Raw genomic sequence first — 15853 nt, forward strand, 5'->3', positions numbered from 1 at the left:
TCGCATGTGCAGCATGGACGGATCTCAGGTATTACGGCGACCAATTCTCCAATGGACTTGTAACGGTTTTGTGCCGGTTGACTGAGCGTTTAAAGCTTTCAACAGGAAAGGCCATGAGACCATGGCATTGAAGCAGACAGAAGAGTTTCGCCGCGAGGCGGTCAGGATCGCGCTGAGCAGCGGTTTGTCCCGGACACGGATTGCGGCGGATCTGGGGATTGGCAAATCAACGCTGAGCCACTGGATTGCGCAGTATCGGTCGACTGATCTGACGGCGCCTGAAGCGCAGACGGACCTCGTCCGGGAAAATGAGCGTCTTCGCCTGGAAAACCGTATCCTGCGGGAGGAGAGGGAAATATTAAAAAAAGCCACGCAGTTCTTCGCGAGCCAAAAGACGTGAGGTTTGCGTTTATCAGGGCACATCGTGACCGCTGGCCCATCGCCGCTCTATGTCGGGTCCTGCAGGTCTCGACGCGTGGCTACCGGGCATGGGTTTCCCGGCCCCTGTGCGAGCGCCAGCGCACCGATCTGAAGGTTCTGGCGCATATCCGCGAGCATTATACCCTGAGCAACCGGACCTATCGATGGGTGACAGGCTCAATGATCGTCGGAATTGCAGCCCGGAGCACGCGGAGAGCTGACGGCTTGGCGCAGCCGGTCGACCCGATTACGCAAGTCCCGCAGTTCGGTGATCGACAGCCCGGTCGCCGTTAACACACAAGCCGGAATCGTCTCGGCCTGAACGCGCAGGGCCCGACCGGCCTCGGTCAGATGAACGCGCACCTGTCGTTCGTCCTTCTGGTCGCGGGTGCGCTCCACAAGGCCAGCGCCCTCCAGCCGCTTGAGCAACGGGGTCAGGGTGGAGCTGACCAGATCGAGTTGTGATCCGATTTCGCCGACAAGTCTGCCGTCACTGCTCCACAGGACGGTCATTACTAGATATTGCGGATAGGTGAGACCGAGCGGCTCGAGCAGCGGTTGGTACAGCCGATTGAAGGCGTGGCTCGCGGCATACAGCGAGAAGCACACGAAATTCGACAGATCAGGTGTGGATGGGTCTTCGTTCATATCGTCCTCCATAAGTAGGGCCATTATATCGCGTAATATCAAATCTTGGGCGATGTTAATGCATAGGAGCCATGCAATTTACCATGTTGCACGATAATATCGTGCACGATATGTGTGCTTCACAGGCCGATCGCAGCCTGATCGATACGGAGTTTTCCATCATGAAGCGCTTCTCCACAGTCATCGCCTTGGCTACCGCTATTGCCGCCGCGCCCGCGCTCGCCGCTCCCGTGCTGGAGCCCACGACCCAGCATTTCCTCAACGACCTCGCCACCGCCCATGTCCCGGCCATCCCCTCGCTGTCGCCGCACGATGCCCGTGCGCTGCTGGACGGCGCGCAGGCATCGGTGAAGGTCACCGCTCCCTCTGCCCGGATCACCGACCGCGTGCTCCCCGTTGGCCCGACCGGCAGCACACGCATCCGGATCTATCGCCCGTTCGACGCCCCGAACCATGCGCCGGCCATCGTCTATTATCATGGTGCCGGTTGGGTGATGGGCGGCCCGGCCAGCCATGACCGCCTCGTGCGCGATCTGGCGGCGGGCAGCGGTGCGGTGGTGATCTTCGTCGATTACGAACGCTCGCCCGAGGCGCGTTATCCAACTGCGATCGAGCAGGATTATGCGGTTCTGGAGTATGTCGCTCGTCATCCGGTCGAATTCGGGATCGATCCATCCCGCATTGCCATCGCCGGAGACAGCGTCGGCGGTAATATGGTTGCGGTCGTCTCCGCCCTCGTTGCGGAGCGGCATGGACCCAGGCCCGTAGCCCAGCTCCTGTTCTATCCGGTGACCGATGCCGCAATGAATGACGGATCCTATCGCGAGTTCGCCAGTGGCCCCTGGCTGACAGCGAAAGCCATGGCTTATTTCTGGAACCAGTATCTGCCTGCCGGCACGGACCGGGCCCAGCCGCATGTCTCGCCGCTGAACACGCCGGACTCCATCCTGCACGGGCAGGCGCCAGCGCTGGTCATCACAGATGAAAACGATGTCCTGCGTGACGAGGGCGAGGCCTACGCCCGACGCCTGGTCGAAGCTGGCGTGCCGGTCATAACGACCCGCTATAACGCGACGATCCACGATTTCGTTATGCTCAATGCGCTTGCCAAGACGCCGGCGGCCACCGCCGCAGTCGCCCAAGCGGCTCATTTCCTACGCGATGCCTTTACGAAGGTAAAGTGATAGAACAGAAGCGGTCTGAAGCAATTTCCTCCAAAAAGAGGGAGTGCTTCAGCCTCGCGCTGGCCGCAGTTTCTGCTCCGTCCCTCAGGCACTGACCATGAACCTATCGCTGGCATGACGAGTGCATATATGCGGCGTCTCATGAGACGGACAGCTCTCGCCCGACGAAGTAGGTTATCAGGTTGATCTTCAGGAGACGCCCATTTGTGTCGTGACAGTCGATTGCACGAATGACCGCTTTTCCAGTCCTACCGCCCAACAGCCGACATTCTGCTTACCTGAAGAGTTTCGGGCGCCGTGAGGCGTACGAAAGTCGGGGAGGACCGAACCCGCGACACCGGGACTCAGTTATGGGGAATTTGCAACTGGCGCTGCCCTGAGGCGCGCCTGAGCGGGAGAGCATGACGGCATTCGTGGCGCGGCAAAGGGCCTTTCCCGCCGATCTTGCCCAGGGAGATGACAGGATCGTCGGTGCCAGGAGCACACTTTCTGCCGTTTTTTCGCGTTTTGCGTAAGCCTGTCGGTTTGCCGGAACAGGGCGGTTCCGACAGGCATTGGGTTATACGGTCGTGTCTGCCGGTTATCATGCTGATCCTCCGGCCGGATCGGTCGCGCATGGCGGTCCTCTGGGCTGGCACCATCGAACAAAAACCTGGATGACGACCATCTGACCACCACAGCACGGGCAGGGCTGTTGTCAAACGAATTGAAGAACTGACCCCTTTGGCGAAGCGAGGAACTGACCCCGTCATGATGTGGTTGTCTCGGCTTCCCTGATGGACGCTTCGGCCTTCTGCAGAAGGCCGGAGCGTCGTTTCTCCCGCAGACGGTAGCTGTCGCCGCGGATGGTGATCACGGTGGAATGGTGCAGCAGGCGGTCCAGGATGGCGGTGGCCACCACCGGGTCGCCGAAGACCTCGCCCCATTCTCCGACCGAGCGATTGGAGGTCAGCAGGATCGAGCCGCGCTCGTAGCGCCTTGAGACGAGCTGGAAAAACAGATGCGCGGCGTTGGCTTCGAACGGCAGATAGCCCAGTTCGTCGATGATCAGCAGCTTCGGTCGCGACAGGAGCGCCAGTTGCTTGTCCAGCGCGCCGTCCGCATGCGCCTTGGCCAGCATGGCGACCAATGTCGCGGCGGTGACGAACTGCACGCTGTAGTTTCGCCGGATCGCCTCGCGCCCGAGCGCCACGGCCAGATGCGTCTTCCCCGTTCCCGGCGGCCCCAGCAGCAGGATCGTATCGCCGTGCGCGACCCAGCGGCACTCGGCCAGATCGCGGACCTGCCGGGGATCGAGGGACGGCTGGGCGTCGAACTCAAAGCCGTCGAGTTCCCGCACGAACGGGAACTGCGCCATCTTGCTCGCCATGGCGATGCGGCGCTCGTCGCGTCGCGCGATCTCGCGCCCGACCAGGAATGCCAGTGCCTCGCGTAACGTCATGTCCGAGCGCGCCGCCTCGTCGAGCAGCGTGTCCAGTTGGTCGCGGATCGCCGTCAGCTTGAGCCGGTCCAGCATCCCGACCAATGCCTCATGGTCCACGCCCGCCATCACCAGGCCCCTCCCGCGACTGCCTCATATTCGGCCAGCGGCCGGAGCAGGTCGGGCAACGGGGTCGGTAGCCCGGCAAGTGATGGGCCGTTCGCGGCCGGTCCGCCGACCACGCCGGCGAGATGGGAGCGATCGACGATCCGCTGCCGGCGTCCCGCGCAAAGCGGATGATCCGCCACGACCTGCCCGGCATGACGCACGACGACGCGCCCGCCCAGCACCACAATCTGGACGCTCTCGCCGATCAGCCGCCACGGCACGGAGTAGCTGTTGGTGTCCAGGTCGATCGCGCAATCGGCCTGAACCTTGCGCACCAGATCGCGCAACTGGCCGAACGGCGCGCGTCCACCGAGCGGGCGCAGGGCCTCGGCCTCGCCGGCGAAACGCTCCGACGGTGCAACGCCCGTCGTGCCATGCACGCGCCGGTCGGCAATCTCGCGCGTCCATTGGTCAAGATGCGCCTCGAACATCGCCCCCCTTTGCCCCGCTCGACCCGCAGCAGCATGCGCGCGCTGTCGATATCGCTTACCTTGAGAGCGGCCACCTCGGCGACGCGCAGGCCCGCCCCATAGGCGACCGAGAGCGCCACCTGGTGCTTGAGGCAGACGGTCGCGTTGAGCAGGCGGGCAACCTCGTCGCGGCTCAGCACGACGGGCAGATTGCGGGGATGTCGGATGCGAACCAGCTTGCGCGCAAGATCAGGCCGGTCGAGCGTGTAGGTGAAGAAAAATCGCAGCGCCGACACGATACTGTTCATCGTCGGTATCGGCAGGCCGGCCTCGTGCTGCTCGATCTGGAACTGACGGACCTCCTCCGCCGTCGCCGTATGGGGTGACCGGCCCAGATGGGTCGCAAAACGACCGACGTCACGGATATAATTGCGCTGCGTCTCGCGTGAGAACCCTCGCATTGTCATGTCGTCGATCAGGCGCTGGCGAAGAGGGCTGATCGCGACTACAGGAATAAGCTCCGTCATCATCTGGCTCCTTGTGTTGGACACAAGCCAGAGTGCGGTGGCCCATCAGGCCAGCTTCAAATAAAACACCTCTCTCACGCCGTGGTGACAGACCGCCACGCTACACCAATCCCGCGCAGCGGGTTCGTTCTCCCCCCCTGATCTGCCTGTCCGCTCAGTGATGCAGGAGCAGACAGGCGGCAGTCGCCGTCATAGCGGTCGTTAGGCCTGGGCGCTGAATAGCCGCTATTCGGTCATTTCACTCTCCAGTCAGCTTACGGCCACGACGCTGCAGTTGTGGGCAGTCGCCTCTCATCGTCAATGACGGTTACGCGGGAGGGTAGACTGTCTGACCATGCCCAGAAGACGAGGTTTCTGTCATGTTCTGTCGCTCCAGGGGCAAAGCTCGGGACGATGATGCCAGCCGCTCCGTCGGCCATGAGTGCCTTTGCCAGTTCCCATGAAGGCGGCGTGTTGCCTTGGTCAGCAAGGTCTTCCCAGGGGCAGGCCAAGGTGGCGGGGGAGAAGTCCAGATCGTTAAGGCTGGATAGATCAGTCAGATCGAGGACAGGCTCGCTATCGACATCATAGGCACAGATGGTCAGAGGTTGCGGCTTGAACGGGAAGCCCTGCTGGGCTTCGAGCCAGGCAGTCTCCATACGCAGCGAGGTGTACAAGGCCGGGGTGCCGACCGGGTTAAACCGCCCCCCGTGAAACGCCGCACCGTCGCCTGACAGTGGAGTAAAAGACCAACGGGGATTATGCGCCCGGAACACCCGCCCGGTGAACCTCACGCGTATCCGCCGGTCGCGATCCGGTCCAGATACCGACGGACTGCATCGGCGCGCCCTTCCCGGACGAGCGCGTCGGCAGTCTGATCGCCGAAGGAGGGCAGGGGCTGTGACCGGTACCATGCGAAAGCCTGTTGGGCTGAGCCCGCCCATGGCCGGACGCGATTGAGGATCTCGACCATGTCGCGCAGCCTCGCCTGGGTGGCGGGGCGGCCGAGACGGGCGCTTTTGGAGACCGCATCACGCGACAGGCCCAGGGTTGCCGCCAGTTCGCTCCTCGTGATGTGCAGCATATTGCTCAGTCGTTCTGCAGCGATCAGCCCGGACGGATCGAAGGCGTCGGAGAGGAACGTGGTCTCAGACATGACACATATGCCTCATATATTGCCCGTATTATGGGATCATATATGAGGCGGATTGCCTATGACAAGGATTCCAGTTGGATATGTCCATGCGCGCTGGCATGATCACTCTGTCATGCGGCGAGACGGGGTATCTCGCGGTTCACCAATCGCAAGTATCGTTGGTTGTCTTCCCCCGCAACCATATTTTCTAAATGAAATCAAACGCTTAGGCCGCCTCATGGGCGGCCTTTTGCGTTTCTGCTCCACGCGCAGGATGCGTATAGGATGCAAATGGGACTGAAAGCGCAGCGTAGTTACGACTGATTTCACGTCCGCGTGATGTGTGGGGAATATGCGGGCCTGATGACGTCCGAGATGAAGCGGCTGCGGCAACTTGAAGATGAGAACGCGAAGCTGAAACGGATTGTGGCGGACCTGTCGCTCGACAAGGCGGTGCTGCACGATTTTCCCCGCCCGGGCAAGCCGACCGACAACAGCTTCATCGAGTCCTTCAACGGCAAATTCCGGGCCGAGTGTCTGAACACGCACTGGTTCATGTGCCTTGACGACGTCCGGGCAAAAATGGAGGCTTGGCGTCAGGACTACAACGAGGTCCGTCCACACAGCGCCATCGGTAACAAACTCCCGATATCGCTGCTGAACGGCTTTCCGGCGGATCTGCCGGTGGAGCCTTGAACTCGGAAGTTTCCAGTTCACGCTGGCTCAAAGTCGGGGAGCACTTCACAACCCCACAGACCCTAACTCAGAACTGAGGACACGTTGGGGGCAACGTCAACCGTCTATTGACTCTTGCTCTTTCCTTTCATGACGGCTACCAGAATATTAAGAACGTCTCGCATTTGTGGTGACGTAATCGACTGGGTAGAGGCGTAGGCAGCAGGTTGTTCGATACGACCTGGTAGCCGGGAAATTGACCGATGGTGGGGCGTGATACTGGGTATTTGGACATCTTCGTAGCCCATCGGCAGAAACTGACCGATTATGCGAATGGAATCGTCAAGGATGCCGCTCGTGCCGAGGATCTGGTGCAGGAGGCATTCCTACGCTTCAATACGGCTGCCCGTGAGTGCCTTGTGCATGATCCTGTGCGGTTTCTCTATCGGGTCGTCCGTAATCTTGCTCTCGATCGGCGACGTCGCGCTACACTGGAAGAGTCCTATGCGGCAGAATTTCCGGACGGCATTACGAGTGATCTCGCATCGAATGAGGCAACGCCCGAGCGCGAGGCTATAGCGCGTCAGGAATTGAAGCGCGTCGAGGGTGCGCTGGCGACACTCCCTGAACGGACGCGGATCGCGATGGAAATGCATCGTTTAGGTGGATGTACTCTACAGGAAATCGCCGATCATTTTGGTATCTCGGTTTCCCGCGCTCATACGCTCATTATCGAGGGAGTTCGCCACTGTCAGCGTGCGCTGTAAGTGCGTGCGGCGGAAAACTCGTGAAAAACAGAAAATCCGATGCGTTCGTGCGTTTCTTATATAAGGGGCAACAGTTGAGTCACGCGAACGGTGCGTTAGCGGTCAGTTGCCTTCCTTTCTTCTCCAAGGTTCAGTTATGACTTCTCCCACCGAACGCGAACAGGCGGAAAACGAGGCAGCCGAATGGTTGCTGGTGCTTGCTGAGCATCTCGACGATGAAATAGTACGGGAGCGGTTTGAGCTATGGTGTCACAAGACGTCGTTCAATGCTGAAATATGGGAGAGAACACGCCGGGCTTATGATCTGGTGGGCCGCGCCCCTGCGGAGCATCAAGAACATTGGTCGTCCTATGCGACTGAAGGGCGCACGAAGCGGGCTTTACCTACTGTCCGGCCTGGTAAGCAGGGGGTAATACCTCCACCGTCCCGGCTGCCCATAAAACGGCGAGGGGTTTGGATCGGTGCGCTGTGCGCCGTTTGTTCGCTCGCTGCCGTCGTTGTTTTGTCCACTGATCTACCGCTCCGCTTGCAGGCGGATGCTATGAGTGGCACGGGCCAGACGCGAGACATAACGCTTGCTGATGGTTCGAAGGTCATGCTTGCGCCGCGCAGTGCTATAGCGTTCGCATTTCGGAATGGTCGGCGTGATGTGCGCCTGTTGCGTGGGGAAGCGTTTTTTGAGGTGGTGCATAACGCTGAGCACCCTTTTTCAGTCGCAACAGATCATATGACGGTGACGGATGTGGGGACGGCATTCGATGTCGCACGCAATACAGATAGTGCGCTGGTCTCCGTGGAGCAGGGCAAGGTCAATGTTCGCAGCGTGAGTGCTGCTTCCTCGGTATCGTTCGATCTTGAAGCCGGGGAGGCAGCCCGCGTACCAGATATGGGAATAGTAGCACATGAACACGTCGATGCGACGGAAGTCGCGACGTGGCGTAGTGGAGCGTTGATCGTGCGCGATCAGAGCGCCGAACAGGTTATCAATGCACTGCGAAACTATTATCACGGGGCCGTTCTACTTCATGCGCCCGTCTTTGCTAAGCGTAGAGTGACAGGAGTGTTCGATCTCCGTCATCCGGAACAAACGCTTCGCGAACTGGCGGCTTCTCACGCTGCCAACGTGCGCCGTATGTCTCCTTGGCTGCTGGTGGTGACTGACGGCTGACGTTTATCCGGTTGGAGCAACTGTTTTTTTGCTGGATAATTTTTTTTGAAAAAACGTAGTTTCAGGGGAGGAAATGGCCGGGAGCTATCCGTTGTTTAAGTAGGAACTAAGAATACGACGCAATTGCGATTGTCTGCGCGTAGAGCCTCAACGGATGGTAAAAACGGATGTTTCAGAGAACTGGAAGCGGCCCCTTAGCTAGGGGGAGAGGCTATAGCATTGTACTTCTATTGGCTTCGACAATCTTGGTCGCAGCACTCCCCACGGCAGTGTTGCATGCACAAGGGAATAGCGAGGAGGTCAGCCCGGCCAAACCGTTTTCCATTCCTGCTGAGAGTCTTTCTGACGCGCTGATCGCTTTCGGACGGCAGGCCGGTGTGCAGGTGACAGTCGACAGCAATATCGCAAAAGGCATTCGTACGAATGCCGTTAGTGGTAAAATGACGTGGCCGCAAGCTATTCAGAAAATGCTTGGCGGCACGGGTTTATCCTATCGACTCAATGGGCGAATGATCGTTGTAGGAAACGAAGGTGCATCGCCAATAATGCTTGGCCCCGTAAGAGTCGGTGGAACTGCTCTTCCGACCACAGCCATGATTGGTAATCTGACCCCAGTTCTTTCTGGAGGAGAAGTGGCTGATGGTGGTCAGCTTGGTATTCTTGGAAATCGCAGTATTATGGATACACCTTTCAATCAGACAAGTTATACTGCGGAATTCATTCAAAATCGTCAGGTCAGAACGATACGAGATGCTCTGAAAGATACGCCGTCGGTAAGAGGAACGTGGGGAACGGGTTCACCAGGCCAAGAAAAAATCCAGATTCGCGGCTTCGATGTTGGTGGTTTCGATATGAGCTTTGGCGGGCTATACGGTATAGTTCCTGCCAGCGCAGCGCTAACTGAATTTGCTGAACGTGTCGAAATTCTGGAAGGGCCAGGCGCGCTACTAAATGGTATGTCACCGGGAGGCGGAGTTGGTGGAACTGTAAATATTGTTCCAAAAAGAGCACACGACACACCGATAACTTTCATAGAAGCAGATTATAACTCAAATCTTCAATTTGGCGGCCACGGGGATATCGGACGGAGATTTGGAAAAAACAAAGAATTTGGTCTTCGACTCAATGGTATGATTCGATCAGGCCCCACTGCTATTTCCGGGAATGGTATGAAAACTGCACTCGTCGGGATTGGTGGTGACGTAAGGCTGAAACATGTTCGTCTATCGGCTGATTTTGGTTACCAATATCGAAGAATTGACGGTATTCTTCCTTATTTGTCTCTGGATTCCGGAGTTCCCGTCCCCGATGCTGCTCAAGTTAAACGCAATCTTGGTCAATCGTGGACCTATAGTGAAGATCAAGATATTTTTGGGGTGTTTAAAGGTGAAGTAGACATTTTCCGGAATGTTACTGCTCACGGGAGTGTTGGTGTGCATGACACTAACGGAACAAGTCTATATTATTCTGGCATTGCAGTCTCAGACCAACAAGGTAATGGCCACACATGGTGGCCATTTTCAGATGCTTTACGGGGCAGGACGATCGTAGCGGATATTGGAATCCGGGCGCAAGAAAAAACTGGGCCAATTACACACGATATAGCATTTTCAGCCAATAGATACTGGACAGAGAGCGGTTGGGTGGCTGGTTATCCAGATGATTGGCCTGATTATAGCGTCAATATCTATCAAGGATTGAAAGTGCCTCGCCCAACAGTGTCTGTGGCACATCATATTCCGATAGGGAGCCTTTCCACACTATCTAGTCTAGGATTTGCCGATACTGTTTCGGCGCTGGATAAGCGTATACAGATTACGGCTGGTTTGCGGGTTCAAAGAGTGCAATCGCAAAATATCGACGATGGTGAAGTGACAAGCCGTTATGATAAAACTGCGCTCAGCCCTGCCGTTACGGCTGTTTTTAAACCATTTAAACATATGTCTTTTTATGGAAACTGGATACAGGGTTTGCAGCAAGGAACAATAGTCGATTCATCATATGCAAACCGCGGGCAGATTTTTTCACCTTATAAAACGACTCAATATGAGTTGGGAATAAAAGGTGACATTGGTAGATTTATTGCTACATTTGATGTGTTTCAGGTCGATGTTCCTAGTACGGTCCATGATTTAAATAAAAATACATTAACTATCGATGGAGATGAACGCCATCGTGGTTTGGAACTAAATATTTCGGGGAAGTTGATACATGAGCTTAGTGTGACTGGCGGCATAATGTTGATTGACCCTGTCTTGCGCCATACTGACGGTGGTCAATATGATGGTGAAAGGGCTTCCGATATTTCCCCCGTTAATTTCAATATGGGCTTTAATTATAATTTTCCATTCGTGAAAGGATTGTCTTTTACAGCAGATGTAATTTACACCAGCAGCCAATATATTGAGCGGCCTGTACCGCGTAGAAGTATTCCTGGTTGGACAAGGCTTGACCTTGGGACACGGTATGTGATGCGTAACCCTGTGGCAAAAAACGGAAAGATAACCTTCTTTCTGAATGTCGATAACGCCAACAATGCGCACTACTGGAATTCAGGCGGTGGTAATTCCAGTGCAGGATCAATGACAATGGCAGCTCCTCGTACGTTCCGCTTTGCAGTCGCTGCTGATTTCTGAAAATAATTCTGGATATAAAATAATTATCCCTGTTGATTCGCGTTGAGAAGTGACCCTTTTTGGGCGGTAATTTTCATTAGGATTTGACCCGTGTCTGACACTGGCCCCGGCGCATTGTTCCGCGGAGATGAGGAGTGATCAGCATGGAGTTATCGAGTGTGATCCGTCGGAGGCATTATCGGGAACATCTGCCGATCCGCGAGATCGAGCGCCGGACGAAGCTGTCGCGCAACACGATCCGCAAATATCTTCGGGCGGAGACGGCGGAAGTGAAGTTCAAGGTTCCAGAGCGTCCGAGCCGTCTGGACCCGTTTTCCGAGAAGCTGGAGGGCTGGCTGTTTCTGGAGGCGGCGAAGTCGCGCAAGCAGCGCCGCACGGGGCGCCGTCTTCATTCTGATCTTGTGGCGCTGGGCTATGATGGCTCTTATGCTCGCGTGGCCGCGTTCATCCGGGACTGGAAGACGGAGCGGCAACAGGCGAAGCAGACGACGGGGCGCGGGGTGTTCGTTCCCCTGCGCTTTGCGCCCGGAGAGGCGTTCCAGTTCGACTGGGGCGAGGATTGGGCGACAATCGGCGGTCGGCGGGTGAAGCTTCAGGTTGCCCATACCAAGCTGTGCTACAGTCGGGCGTTCATTCTGCGGGCCTATCCGCTGCAGACCCACGAGATGCTGTTCGATGCGCTGGGCGAGGCGTTTCGCGTGCTTGGCGGCGTTCCGCGCCGGGGCATCTTCGACAACATGAAGACCGCCGTGGACCGGGTCGGCCCGGGCAAGGCGCGCCAGGTCAACCTGCGCTTCTCGGCGATGGTGAGCCATTACCTGTTCGAGGCGGAATTCTGCAATCCGGCGGCGGGCTGGGAAAAGGGGCAGATTGAGAAGACTGTCCAGGACGCGCGGCGGCAGATCTGGCAGGAGATGCCGCATTTTCCAGACTTGGCTGCGCTGAACGCCTGGCTCGAGACGCGGTGTCTGGCGCGTTGGGTCGAGTTGCGGCATGTCGATCTGCCCGGCAGCATCGCCGAGGCCCATGCGACGGAAGTGCCGCACCTGATGGTCTTTGGCCGCCCGTTCGACGGGTTCGTCGAGCACGCCAAGCGGGTCGGGCCGACCTGCCTCGTGCAGTTCGAGACCAATCGTTACAGCGTGCCGGCCTCCTTTGCCAATCGGCCGGTCAGCCTGCGCGTCTACCACGACCGGCTGGTGATCGCCGCCGAGGGGCGGATCCTGTGCGAGCATCGCCGGATCGTCGAGCGGTCCCACGGCGTGCCGGGCCGCACGGTCTATGACTGGCGGCATGACCTGGCGGTGATCCAGTGCAAACCGGGCGCCTTGCGCAACGGCGCGCCGTTCGCCGAATTGCCCGGGGCGTTCCGTACCTTGCAGGCGCATCTGCTCCGGCGCGCCGGGGGCGACCGCGAGATGGCGGAGATCCTGGCCCTGGTGCTGCATCATGACGAGCAGGCCGTGCTCTGCGCGATCGAACTCGCGCTCGAGGAGGGGGTGGCCACCAAGACCCACGTCCTCAACACGCTGCACCGCCTGACCGACGCCAGGAAGACGGGAGCCTCCAGGCTGGACGCGCCGCAGGCGCTGGTGCTGGAGCGCGAGCCCCGGGCCGATACGAGGCGGTATGACGCACTGCGCGGGGAGGGCCGCCATGCGTCATGACCCCGCGGCAGGAGCCCTGATCGTCATGCTGCGCGGCCTGCGGATGTATGGCATGGCCCAGGCCACGGCCGAGCTGACCGAGCAGGGTGCGCCGGCGTTCGAGGCGTCCATCCCTGTCCTCTCCCAGCTCCTGAAAGCCGAGTTGGCCGAGCGCGAGGTGCGCTCCATCGCCTATCAGACCAAGACCGCCAAGCTCCCCGCCTACAAGGACCTGGCCGGCTTCGACTTCTCCGTCGCCGAAATCAACGAGGCCATGGTGCGCCAACTCCATGGCGGGGATTTCATCGACCGGGCCGAGAACGTCGTGCTCATCGGTGGACCGGGCACCGGCAAGACCCATCTGGCAACGGCGCTGGCCGTACAGGCGATCGAGCATCACCGCAAAAAGGCGCGGTTCTGGTCCACCGTCGATCTCGTCAACGCCCTGGAGCAGGAAAAGGCCGCCAACCGGGTCGGACAGATCGCAGACCGTCTCCTGCGCCTCGATCTCGTCATCCTCGACGAACTGGGATACCTGCCGTTCAGCGCATCCGGCGGTGCTCTGCTGTTCCATCTCCTCAGCAGCCTTTACGAGCGCACCAGCGTCGTCATCACCACCAATCTGAGCTTCGGCGAATGGGGCGAGGTCTTCGGCGATCCCAAAATGACGACAGCCCTGCTCGATCGCCTCACCCACCACTGTCATATCCTCGAAACCGGAAACGACAGCTTCAGGTTCCGCGCAAGCTCCGCCACCCCAAAAGCCAGAAAGGAAAAAGCACCCTCTTGACCACCTCCCAAAACATAAGGGAGATACTCAAAGGCCGGGTCAATTCTCGATGAAAACCCCGGGTCAGTTCTCAGTGAAAATTAACAGGCTGAGGCCATCAAGAGGCTGACATAGCTTGCTCAGCCCGTGCCCAAATCGCTCGGCAGGTTCGCTATGTGATTTGTCCAGTTTTATCCAATTGATCCGAGACGGGAGCGGTTAAATTCCGCGGAAAACTGCTGTTTTCTTGGAGCGGGCGATGGGATTCGAACCCACGACCCCAACCTTGGCAAAATTGGCAGAACCATACGCCGGGGTGCGCCTGACTCCCATAATTTACTATAAAACAACATATTACATGAAATCTCCTACTCCGTAATGCGCTCGGATTTGCTCCGGTTTTCGACCATCTGCTTACAAAATGCTTACATTCTGTCGCTACCCCCGATAATGTAAGCAGGAAGCACGGTGACGGGGAAGCCCCATGGCGAAATTGACGAAACGGGCTGTCGATGCCCTGAAGGCTCCAAAGCAAGGGCAAGCGTTCCTTTGGGACAGCGAGTTGCGAGGATTCGGTGCCAGAATCATTCCCTCTGGCTTGAAGACCTTTATCTTGCAATATCGCAATGCCGACGATCGCAGCCGTCGCATTGCGCTTGGTCGATTCGGAGCCATCACCGTCGAACAAGCCCGTGATCTTGCGAAGATCAAGCTGGGCCTGCTCGCTCACGGAAAAGACCCGGCAGCAGAGGTCGAGGTGCATAAGGCAATCACGGTCGCCGCCCTTTGCGACTGGTATCTCCAAGAAGCTGCGGCCGGGCGGATCATCGGACGTCGGAACCGGCCGATCAAAGCCTCGACGCTCGCGATGGATAAGAGCCGAATCGAGACACACGTCAAACCGCTTCTCGGCAAGAGGCTCGTTCGCTCGCTGAAAGTGGTTGATATAGAGGGAATGCAGGCCGACATTGTGGCCGGCAAGACGGCCAAGCCCCGCAGCACCAAGCGAGGCGGCGCCACGACGGGCGGCCCAGGTGTTGCCTCGCGAGCGGTTTCGACTCTGCAAAGTATCCTCGGTCACGCTGCGCGCCTTGATAAGATTGCTACTCATCCCTGCCAAGGCGCGCGACGGCTTGCGGGAAAGAAAAAGCAGCGGAGGCTGAATATCCTCGAAATTGGGAAGCTCGGCGACGCCATGCGACATGCTGAGCGTAACGGTGAAAACCCGATCGCACTAGCAATCGTACGCTTCCTGCTACTGACCGGCTTCCGAATTTCCGAAGCGCAAGGGATGCGGCGCGCATGGGTTCGTCCCGAGGGCGGCTATATCGACTTCGCCGACACCAAGAGCGGCGCCCAGATTCGAGCCATCGGACCGGCCGCAATGCAGGTTCTTCAGAACCAGCCGATCCGTAAGGAGTCGCCATATGTCTTCCCGTCCGATATCAGTGAAGGACATTATACAGCGGCGAAAGCCTGCCTTGAGAGACTCTGCGCTTCGGTCGGCATCGAGGATGTCACGCCACATACTCTGCGGCACACCTTCGGCAGCGTCGCAGGTGATCTCGGCTTCTCCGAATTAACGATCAGGGCGCTTCTCGGCCACGCCGCGCAAAGCGTGACCCAAGGCTACGTGCATATCGACGAAGCCCTGAAGTTGGCCGTTAGCCGCACCTGCGACAAGATCGCTTTGCTGTTGGATGGAGCGAAGAAGGCGGGCCGGGCTGAGGGGCTGGCAGCGTGACGGCATCGGGGGGACCAAAGACCACTTGCGGCCGGAATACCTCGCCGACCGGTTTCAGTTATTGCAGTTAAGGGCGCACGCGACTGGATGCGTAGGAGAACCCGTCGTGGCAAGCCACGTCGTCACGTTCGCCGGTCTGTCCGACCAGGACCGCAAGAAGGTCGCCCCTCTGCCGAAGCTGGTAGAAGGCGATCGTTTCGAGTTGCATGTCCGGCGCCGGAACGGGCAGGATCAGACCATGTCCTTGCCGCCGGCGGCAGCCAGTGCCGTCGAGGCATTGATCGACCACCTGCTCAACGGCGAGCGGGTGGCGGTCCTTTCGGAAGATCAGGAATTAGGGCCTGTTAGAACTTGATCCAGTCTGCTGCGACAGCGATGTGGATGACGGCGAGGAACGACGTTGCTGTTTTTTCATATCTGGTTGCGACAGCGCGCCATTCCTTGAGGCGAGCCCAGAGGTTCTCAACAAGATGCCGACACCGATAGGCCCATTTGGGGCAGACGACCGGGCCATCGCGTCGTTTCGCGGGAATGGCTGGCCGTGCTCCCATGTCCCA

14 protein-coding genes and 3 pseudogenes are annotated in these 15853 nt (G+C 58.4%); 10 read left to right on the forward strand and 7 right to left on the reverse strand.

Annotation, left to right across the window (positions count from 1 at the left end; translation table 11 throughout):
* Nucleotides 1-121: 121 nt before the first annotated feature.
* A complete protein-coding gene (locus tag ABF821_RS15375; protein WP_182974344.1) occupies nucleotides 122-400 on the forward strand; it encodes a transposase in 279 nt (92 codons plus the stop codon).
* Between the two features lie 197 nt (nucleotides 401-597).
* Here the strand turns inward: ABF821_RS15375 and ABF821_RS15380 are convergent, their stop codons facing one another.
* A complete protein-coding gene (locus tag ABF821_RS15380; protein WP_029495916.1) occupies nucleotides 598-1068 on the reverse strand; it encodes a MarR family winged helix-turn-helix transcriptional regulator in 471 nt (156 codons plus the stop codon).
* 161 nt (nucleotides 1069-1229) lie between these two features.
* On the opposite strand from ABF821_RS15380, the gene ABF821_RS15385 reads away from it, so the two are divergent.
* A complete protein-coding gene (locus tag ABF821_RS15385) occupies nucleotides 1230-2252 on the forward strand; it encodes an alpha/beta hydrolase (protein ID WP_182974345.1) in 1023 nt (340 codons plus the stop codon).
* Between the two features lie 748 nt (nucleotides 2253-3000).
* On the opposite strand, the gene istB (ABF821_RS15390) is transcribed toward ABF821_RS15385, so the two are convergent.
* From istB (ABF821_RS15390) to ABF821_RS15410, 5 genes and pseudogenes are all read right to left on the reverse strand, one after another.
* Nucleotides 3001-3801 (reverse strand): IS21-like element helper ATPase IstB, encoded by an 801-nt coding sequence (istB, locus tag ABF821_RS15390; protein WP_415530632.1) that lies wholly within the window; start codon nucleotides 3799-3801, stop codon nucleotides 3001-3003.
* Nucleotides 3801-4385: pseudogene (locus tag ABF821_RS15395) on the reverse strand (Mu transposase domain-containing protein); the annotation flags it as partial. The gene istB (ABF821_RS15390) and the pseudogene ABF821_RS15395, both read right to left, overlap by 1 nt.
* Nucleotides 4328-4780 (reverse strand): annotated as a pseudogene (locus ABF821_RS15400) (tyrosine-type recombinase/integrase); the annotation flags it as partial. The pseudogenes ABF821_RS15395 and ABF821_RS15400, both read right to left, overlap by 58 nt.
* Before the next feature lie 251 nt (nucleotides 4781-5031).
* The gene (locus ABF821_RS15405; RefSeq protein WP_182974347.1) at nucleotides 5032-5550 is read right to left on the reverse strand and encodes an RES domain-containing protein; all 519 of its coding nucleotides are present in this window, start codon (nucleotides 5548-5550) and stop codon (nucleotides 5032-5034) included.
* Nucleotides 5547-5912, reverse strand: a complete 366-nt coding sequence (locus tag ABF821_RS15410) for an antitoxin Xre/MbcA/ParS toxin-binding domain-containing protein (RefSeq protein ID WP_182974348.1) — start codon at nucleotides 5910-5912, stop codon at nucleotides 5547-5549. Before ABF821_RS15410 ends, ABF821_RS15405 begins: the two co-directional genes overlap by 4 nt.
* 441 nt (nucleotides 5913-6353) lie before the next feature.
* On the opposite strand from ABF821_RS15410, the pseudogene ABF821_RS15415 reads away from it, so the two are divergent.
* The 8 genes and pseudogenes from ABF821_RS15415 to ABF821_RS15450 form a co-directional block, all read left to right on the forward strand.
* Nucleotides 6354-6587, forward strand: a pseudogene (locus tag ABF821_RS15415) (integrase core domain-containing protein); the annotation flags it as partial.
* Between the two features lie 242 nt (nucleotides 6588-6829).
* Nucleotides 6830-7333, forward strand: a complete 504-nt coding sequence (locus ABF821_RS15420; RefSeq protein ID WP_415530633.1) for a sigma-70 family RNA polymerase sigma factor — start codon at nucleotides 6830-6832, stop codon at nucleotides 7331-7333.
* A gap of 136 nt (nucleotides 7334-7469) precedes the next feature.
* A complete protein-coding gene (locus ABF821_RS15425) occupies nucleotides 7470-8501 on the forward strand; it encodes a FecR family protein (protein WP_415530634.1) in 1032 nt (343 codons plus the stop codon).
* A 245-nt stretch (nucleotides 8502-8746) separates the two neighbouring features.
* A complete protein-coding gene (locus tag ABF821_RS15430; protein ID WP_415530635.1) occupies nucleotides 8747-11137 on the forward strand; it encodes a TonB-dependent siderophore receptor in 2391 nt (796 codons plus the stop codon).
* Between the two features lie 143 nt (nucleotides 11138-11280).
* The gene (gene istA / locus ABF821_RS15435) at nucleotides 11281-12804 is read left to right on the forward strand and encodes an IS21 family transposase (RefSeq protein ID WP_415530636.1); all 1524 of its coding nucleotides are present in this window, start codon (nucleotides 11281-11283) and stop codon (nucleotides 12802-12804) included.
* Nucleotides 12794-13573 (forward strand): IS21-like element helper ATPase IstB, encoded by a 780-nt coding sequence (gene istB, locus ABF821_RS15440; protein WP_415530638.1) that lies wholly within the window; start codon nucleotides 12794-12796, stop codon nucleotides 13571-13573. The genes istA and istB (ABF821_RS15440) overlap by 11 nt, the downstream gene beginning before the upstream one ends.
* Before the next feature lie 463 nt (nucleotides 13574-14036).
* The gene (locus tag ABF821_RS15445; RefSeq protein WP_010515582.1) at nucleotides 14037-15296 is read left to right on the forward strand and encodes a tyrosine-type recombinase/integrase; all 1260 of its coding nucleotides are present in this window, start codon (nucleotides 14037-14039) and stop codon (nucleotides 15294-15296) included.
* Nucleotides 15297-15402: 106 nt separating this feature from the next.
* Nucleotides 15403-15651, forward strand: a complete 249-nt coding sequence (locus ABF821_RS15450; protein WP_415530639.1) for a hypothetical protein — start codon at nucleotides 15403-15405, stop codon at nucleotides 15649-15651.
* Here the strand turns inward: ABF821_RS15450 and ABF821_RS15455 are convergent.
* A partial coding sequence (locus tag ABF821_RS15455) for a transposase (protein WP_415530640.1) occupies nucleotides 15641-15853 on the reverse strand: 213 nt, incomplete at its 5' end. The genes ABF821_RS15450 and ABF821_RS15455 overlap by 11 nt on opposite strands.

The sequence above is a fragment of the Gluconacetobacter sp. genome (assembly GCF_047721585.1).
Taxonomy (GTDB): Bacteria; Pseudomonadota; Alphaproteobacteria; order Acetobacterales; family Acetobacteraceae; genus Gluconacetobacter; species Gluconacetobacter dulcium.